The organism is Lysinibacillus sphaericus OT4b.31 (assembly GCF_000392615.1).
Lineage (GTDB): Bacteria > Bacillota > Bacilli > Bacillales_A > Planococcaceae > Lysinibacillus > Lysinibacillus sphaericus_B.
On record NZ_KB933403.1, the window covers coordinates 46,863 to 53,994 of the forward strand.

Genomic DNA, 7,132 nt, shown 5'->3' on the forward strand with positions numbered 1-7,132 from the left:
CTGCACCTACTATTCTGTTTGGCTTATGTTAGGAACTGTAAAATGCGAAGCACTTCAAAATAATCATCCGTCACGAATTCAACGGTATTATGCGGCTTAAAAGTTGCATTCGGATAAAAGGAATTACGATAGGCACGTGTATGGTCACGGTAAATAATTTCTACGACAAAGCGCTCAGGTAATGTCACTTGTAACGCCTCTCGCTCCACTTTCATAGATGTTGCTACTAGACGTTTCGTTTCTTTAATGGTCAACTGTGGGCTCACGCTAATCGTTGCATTGCCAATCCCTTCCTTCGTAGCAAATGTAACGATGTTGTCATTGATGGTTTGAATCTCCTCGGTTAGCCCCACATCTCCACTGACAAATGCAACCGGCACGCCATGAAGAGCAGCCGCGTACGTATTAATTAAAAATTCACTGGCATATTCGCCATTAATCTTCACATCAGCAAAGACACAAAGTGTGTGCGCTAATGGATTTCGTGCACTTCCCCCTTTACTGTGATACCCAATGAAAATGGCACGGTTAAAGCTGTTATCAAGCCCAGCGACCATACACATCGGTTCATATGTCCAACCACGAATGACCTTGCAGTTAACAGGTAGGTTGGAAATATCCAGATTACGTGCGGAATCATGCGCATCCTTTAGTAAAATTTCTGTTGCCCCGCCAAGAATCGCTCCTTCGATAGCAGCCTCCACTTCCTTTGTCATTTGCTTGCGAAAAAACTCATTATCTGGCGCATTGAGCTCCGTTTCGCTCCAAGATGTTGTCCCCGTAATTCCTTCAATATCTGCACTGATATATACTTTCATAGATATCGATACTCCTTTACTTGATTGTCATATATTTGTGCTTCGATAGCACCATAACTGGCTTGTTGCGCATCCACGCGTCTTGCCCAAGCTATATTGTGAAAGTCGTAGTGCCACCATTCCTCTGCATAGTTCGTAAAACCAGTCATTGTCATACAGTTATATAGTATCCGTCGATGTTTACAAGCTTCCACATTTCCTGCTGTATGCTGTTCGAAATAGCGCGTTGCTGATTTTTCACTTATTTCATCAAATGCCGTACCAAGATCTAATGCCTTGCCATTTTTATCTCCTAGTGTTATATCAATGGCTCCCCCTGTTAGATGAGGAGCCAGATGTTCATTTCCTAAGCTAGGAAACGCTACATACTTTCGCGTCTCTTGTAAAATCTGTTGTTCTGTGAAATTTGGATTTTGGCTCTTTATTTGCTTCGAAAATTGCGTAAACAAAAACTGTTGCACCTGTAATGGACGATAGCCGTCATACAAAATGAGGCTATAGTTTTCAGGCAATAAAAGAGCAGCTTGTATCAAGCGCTCATACGCACCCTCACGCAAATAAAGCGATTTTAGGCTGTGTGGGATACGCTGTAAATAATAAATCGGCTCGACAAAAATTCTAGGATGATACGCCCCAACTTTTCTTAGTGGCTCCCTATTCTCCTGTAAGGATAGAGACGGTTGACTATTGGCTATTTTTAGTACCTCAATAGGCCGAACTAGCTTTCCTAGCATCATCATGCACCTCAACTCTCCACAGAATAGGAAGCTAAGTATATGTTTCATTTTTGGATAATTCAGTATTTTTAATGTAAATGTTAGCACACCGATTATTCGTTGACTAGATAAAAAAAGCATTATTACAAATAAATGGTTATTATCTTGTTTTCTTACAAAATGGGCTATTCCCTTGTTGGAAATCTACGTAGAAAGTCGAAATGCAATGCTTTCTATGAAAATTTAGGGATTTTTATACAAACATTTTGTTAAATCGTGTTATATTTGAATTAGTAGTTATAATTTTACATATTTTAGGAATAAATCTAGCTTTAAAAAGGAGGATTCTATGGAAATAAAAGTTATCGCTGAAGTTTATAGATTAGGTTTAGCGATAGGATATCATTCTGTTCAAGATGTAATTAGATGGGCAGACACTATAATTGAACAACTTGATAAACCACCCTATGAGATTATTGAAATTTCATTATCTTCAAAGGAAAAACTAGTTGATGTCTGTTCTAAATTACATATGTTCTATGGAGGTTCCAATAACGACTTACCTTCTAAAATCATACTTGCTTTGCTGAATAAATATTTCCTTTCACCCAACAACACATCAGATATTTTTTCCATGCTGTCACGTTTAATTGACTATGTACAGTTGGAAGAAAGAAATGGGTGGATAACAGGCCATTTATTTTATTTGTCGGACGCTTATTATTTAACTGAGCAAAATATATATGGTAGTTTACAAGAAGTGAACAACGATTTAAAGAAATTTTTAATGCAGTTTGTGGACTATACAAAATACTTTGTTCATTTATAAGAATTTATTTGTAGGCATGAAGTTCTAGCCATGAAAAATAAAAAAGTTATTGAAACCCATTGAGGTGCCTCAATAACTTTTCTAATTACCATTACTACTTTTCATTAAAATGATAAGCTTCTACTACGTGGCCATCTCGACCAGTGGTTGTCTGTGCCTGTGATAGAGAATTTAAAATGGCTTCTTCTGTCGCTTCTGCCGTTGCAGTAAATAATTGATTCATAATGGGATGATCCTCACGCAACTGCGTACGTGTTTCTACATGTTGATTCGATGCATGTGGGATTTTGTGGGCCGTTGTAAAGCCAATGACAATATCCCCACTACCGTGTGAGAAATGACTGCCCGTACGTCCAAGACCAATGCCACAGCGCTTAACGATACGAGACAGCTGGCGACTACTAAGCGGGGCATCCGTCGCTAGGACAATCATAATCGAACCATCTGTTGGTGATATGGAAGATTCACTTTGAGCATTCACGACCTGGTAACGGTCGGCTAAAAACTCTGTACTATGTCCAAAATTACTTAACACCATACAGCCAACTGTATAATTTACTTCTTCTTGTTCTACAGTCACAATACGTGAAGATGAGCCGATGCCGCCCTTATAGCCGAAGCATATCATGCCTTTTCCTGCCCCAACTGCTCCTTCCTGTGCTATAGCTTCTGACGCAACGCGAATCGCTTCAATCGCATGCGCAGGCTTAACCGAACAGGCACGAATGGAGTTCAAGTAACTATCATTGCATTCCCCAACGACAATATTAATCGTCCCTGTCGAATCGCCGATCTCTGTATTGGTATCTAACATATAGTGCAAAGTCCCTTGTGTTACAGCAGGTACACCAAATGTATTTGTCAGCATAATCGGTGACTCAAGAACGCCTAGTTCATTAATTTGTACAAGTCCTGTTGTCTTGCCAAAGCCATTAAGTACATAGCCTGCAGCGGTAACCTTTTGCTGAAATAGATTTCCTCCGTGCGGTAAAATGGCTGTTACCCCTGTACATGCATACGCACCGTCCTGATTCAGTTCTTCATCAAGCGTTACATGTCCTACACGCACGCCCGCTACATCTGTTATACAGTTTTTCGACCCTGCTGGTAACGAGCCAATTATCATACCCATGTCTCGTACTTTTTTCCGCATATACTCACCTCACCATTACATTCACTACAATTCTCAGTGGAACCTAGACTATGGATTAACGTATCCAAGGAATCCATCTGTCAAAACGTTGATATTTTTACGATTGAATCGCCGTTGCCACTGCGGCATGGGCATGGATAACCGTTGTATCAAATACAGGCACAGCTACATCTTCCTGCTTAATTAATAAGCCAATCTCGGTACAGCCAAGAATAATGCCCTGCGCTCCAGCTTCTATTAACTTTTCAATCACTTGTAAATAATAATTTTTTGAAGCAGGTTCAATCACACCTAAACATAATTCCTCATAAATGATTCGATTCACGCCGTTGCGCTCCTCTTCATTTGGAATCACTACCTCAATGCCAAAACCTTCGACTCTAGCTTTATAAAAGTCTTGCTCCATCGTATATTTTGTGCCAAGTAGTGCAACCTTTTGTAAGCTCGCTTGTTGAATTTGAAGTGCAGTTGCATCCGCAATATGTAAAATAGGAATCGTGATATTCGCCGCAATTACTTCACATACCTTATGCATCGTATTCGTACAAATCACAATGACCTCGGCTCCCGCCTTCTCTAAAGATTGTGCCGCTTGCCCAAGCACTTGTCCAGCTTGTTCCCATTCACCTGCCGCTTGGTAATGTTCGATTTCTTGAAAATCAACACTGTACAAAATACATTTTGCCGAATGCAAACCGCCGAGTTGTTGCTTGACGTTTACATTGATGAGCCGATAATATTCCGCTGAAGACTCCCAGCTCATGCCCCCGATTAATCCAATTGTTTTCATGTACTCGCCTCCATATAAATATCTAATTATTATACTAGAAATTCATCCCAAAAAAACACGAATTTAACTTTTCTACTCTTTCTCCAGCTTTTTTTCAAATAGGAAAAAAAGGATAAAGTGAAACTTCAGTCGATGCTTCTGATTGTTAGGTGAACCAATCGGCTTTTAAGGTCAGTTGATCACCTACCTCGTTGTCATCTTCCAACTTGTGATGGACGTCTTATTGACCGTTTAATTGGGTTAGATAAAGAATGATTAACATTGGTATGAAAGAAAAAATAACATTTATACTAATAAAAAAGATATTGAAGTTGTCTATTTCAATATGTTCTGAATAGAGCGACTCTATTAACCCTCCCTGATGCATTTTATTCCGTTTCAATCATTTTAAAGTGACAGGGTAATATTATATTCTGATTATTAACATTTTTTAGTATTTTCAATAAGTTGATTTTTCACAAAAAAACAGTGTAGACTAAAACGTACTGAAAAAGGGGGAAGATAGATGCAATGGATTTCAGATATTGTTAACTCAACGAATGATATTTTATGGACGTATATACTCATCGTATTGTTAATAGCAGCAGGTTTGTATTTTTCATTCGGCACTAAGTTTGTGCAAATACGTCTCTTTGGCGAAATGTTTCGTTTAATAGTTGAAAAAAGAGAGGGAGAATCTGGCGTTTCTCCATTCCAGGCCTTTACGATTAGCGCAGCCTCTCGCGTTGGTACTGGTAATATCACAGGGGTGGCACTCGCTATTGGTGTAGGTGGACCAGGTGCGGTATTTTGGATGTGGATTATTGCCATTGTAGGTATGGCTACAGCATTTATAGAAAGTACGCTTGCACAGGTTTACAAGGTAAAAGACGGCAACACTTTCCGTGGTGGCCCTGCCTATTATATGGAAAAAGCTTTAGGTCAACGCAAATTAGGCATTATTTTTAGTATTCTTTTAACGCTAAGCTTTGGTTTTATCTTTAATGCAGTTCAGTCTAATACGATTGCAACCTCTGTCGGAGAAGCTTTTCAGATTAAACCTTCTTACATTGGAATCTGTTTGGTTTTGCTAACTGCCGTGATTATTTTTGGTGGCGTACATAGAATTGTAAAATTTACCCAAGTAATTGTCCCAGTGATGGCTGTTTTTTATTTACTTGTTGCATTTTACGTTGTCGTGACCAATTTCTCGGAAATACCACATGTCTTTCAGCTAATTTTATCGCAGGCGTTTGGCCTTCAAGAGGCAGCTGGCGGAGCAATTGGCGTTGCGATCATGCAAGGTGTACGTCGCGGTTTATTTTCGAATGAAGCTGGTATGGGTAGTGTACCTAACGCAGCTGCAACTGCCAATACTTCACATCCGGCCAAACAGGGTCTTGTACAAAGTTTAGGCGTATTTTTTGATACAATCCTTATTTGTTCGGCTACAGCATTCATTATTATTTTGGCGGGTCTTTATGACACAGGTGAAAGTAACGGCATCATCCTCACTCAAAATTCGTTAGCTGAACATATTGGTGGATGGGCGCCTTATTTTATCGCCATTGCGATTATTTTCTTCGCCTTTAGTTCCATCATTGGCAATTACTATTACGGAGAATCGAATATTGAGTTTCTCAATGCTCATAAAGGTTGGATGATTGGTTATCGTATTTTTGTGCTTGTCATGGTGATGTTCGGCTCGGTAGCACAGGTGCAACTCGTTTGGAACTTAGCAGATCTATTTATGGGTCTAATGGCGATGATCAATATTGTGGTCATTATGTTACTTGGCAAGATTGCTTTCCTTGTGTTAGATGACTTTACTCAGCAACGTAAATTGGGTAAAAATCCTGTATTTTACGCAAAATCAATCCCAGGATTAAAAAATACGGATTGTTGGGAAGACGATCGTAAGTAAAAAAGACAGAAGCCATCGAGAATTCCCTCTCGATGGCTTTTGAACTTTTTGAATAACCCTTTCAACAAGTGGCTGCAACACATGGCTATCGTGCATATTTCCCGGAGTCACAATGGCACCTAATATAAAGCCCTTTTCATCTGTCGCTGCATGGAAAGAATACGCAACTGCTTTTTGCGTTCATCCTTCACATAATTGTTCACGTTCATTGATGTGATTCTTCGTCATCATTGATAATCACCTCAAAAGTTTACTTTTAATCAACATAGGTATATGGAGTTAGAAGTTGATTGGAACGAAGAGCGGTGATTCCTACGGGAAAAGCGGGAAAGTCGAGATTCTGGACTGAGCGAAGCGAGGGAAGCAACTCGACCCCGCCCGCGGAAAGCATCCGCCCGTAGTGGAAATCAACAGCTTTACTTTACTTAATTTAATTGTAAAAAAAAAGACTGTTAGCAAACTCTCAAAATTTTTTGAGTTTGTCGACAGTCTGAAGAGGCTGGGACATAAATAGTTTCAGTTCACGTAAAAATCGAGATTGCATGATGTAATCTCGATTTTTGCGTTTGATTTTGACAATATGTAGTGAAGAATTATCCTCGTACCGCATATTTTCTTAAATTTACGGCCATTAATGCAAGGCCGATTTCGTTCTCAGCTTTCGATTTTCCACGGACAGAAAATCGTGTGAAACCTTAATTAGCTTTCAAGAATCCGAAAACCGACTCCACGTCAACTTTGCGTTGACGGTAAATCATAGCTCTGTGTTAATTTTTGTAGGGGTACTTAAATTTCATCAGAAGATGTCCTTTTTTTATGCCTAAAATTATGAATAGATTTAATTGAAATAGAAGTGTTTCAATAGTTGTTCGGAGCGAAGGCGGCGACTCCCGCTTAAAGCGTCGCCGTAGCGGAGAAAAATG

6 protein-coding genes and 2 pseudogenes are annotated in these 7,132 nt (G+C 39.5%); 2 read left to right on the top strand and 6 right to left on the bottom strand.

Going from position 1 to position 7,132, the window contains the following annotated elements; all coding sequences use genetic code 11:
* Positions 1 to 23: 23 nt before the first annotated feature.
* Positions 24 to 818 carry a M55 family metallopeptidase gene (locus H131_RS19470; protein ID WP_010860839.1) on the bottom strand — a complete coding sequence of 265 codons (795 nt, stop codon included), beginning with the start codon at positions 816 to 818 and terminating at the stop codon, positions 24 to 26.
* Positions 815 to 1,558 (bottom strand): M15 family metallopeptidase, encoded by a 744-nt coding sequence (locus H131_RS19475; RefSeq protein ID WP_010860840.1) that lies wholly within the window; start codon positions 1,556 to 1,558, stop codon positions 815 to 817. The genes H131_RS19470 and H131_RS19475 overlap by 4 nt, the downstream gene beginning before the upstream one ends.
* 325 nt (positions 1,559 to 1,883) lie before the next feature.
* On the opposite strand from H131_RS19475, the gene H131_RS19480 reads away from it, so the two are divergent.
* Positions 1,884 to 2,363: a hypothetical protein gene (locus H131_RS19480; RefSeq protein WP_010860841.1), complete on the top strand. Its 480-nt coding sequence runs from the start codon at positions 1,884 to 1,886 to the stop codon at positions 2,361 to 2,363.
* A gap of 94 nt (positions 2,364 to 2,457) precedes the next feature.
* Here the strand turns inward: H131_RS19480 and H131_RS19485 are convergent, their stop codons facing one another.
* Together H131_RS19485 and H131_RS19490 are read right to left on the bottom strand one after the other, a co-directional pair.
* Positions 2,458 to 3,516 carry a DmpA family aminopeptidase gene (locus tag H131_RS19485; protein ID WP_010860842.1) on the bottom strand — a complete coding sequence of 353 codons (1,059 nt, stop codon included), beginning with the start codon at positions 3,514 to 3,516 and terminating at the stop codon, positions 2,458 to 2,460.
* A gap of 97 nt (positions 3,517 to 3,613) precedes the next feature.
* Positions 3,614 to 4,306 carry an aspartate/glutamate racemase family protein gene (locus H131_RS19490; protein WP_010860843.1) on the bottom strand — a complete coding sequence of 231 codons (693 nt, stop codon included), beginning with the start codon at positions 4,304 to 4,306 and terminating at the stop codon, positions 3,614 to 3,616.
* Positions 4,307 to 4,811: 505 nt separating this feature from the next.
* Here H131_RS19490 and H131_RS19495 point away from each other — a divergent pair.
* Positions 4,812 to 6,209, top strand: coding sequence for an alanine/glycine:cation symporter family protein (locus H131_RS19495; protein WP_010860844.1), 1,398 nt, complete (start codon positions 4,812 to 4,814; stop codon positions 6,207 to 6,209).
* 33 nt (positions 6,210 to 6,242) lie between these two features.
* Here the strand turns inward: H131_RS19495 and H131_RS24660 are convergent.
* Both H131_RS24660 and H131_RS25560 read right to left on the bottom strand, forming a co-directional pair.
* Positions 6,243 to 6,403, bottom strand: a pseudogene (locus H131_RS24660) (transposase); the annotation flags it as partial.
* Between the two features lie 399 nt (positions 6,404 to 6,802).
* A pseudogene (locus H131_RS25560) lies at positions 6,803 to 6,964 on the bottom strand (transposase); the annotation flags it as partial.
* Positions 6,965 to 7,132 lie beyond the last annotated feature (168 nt).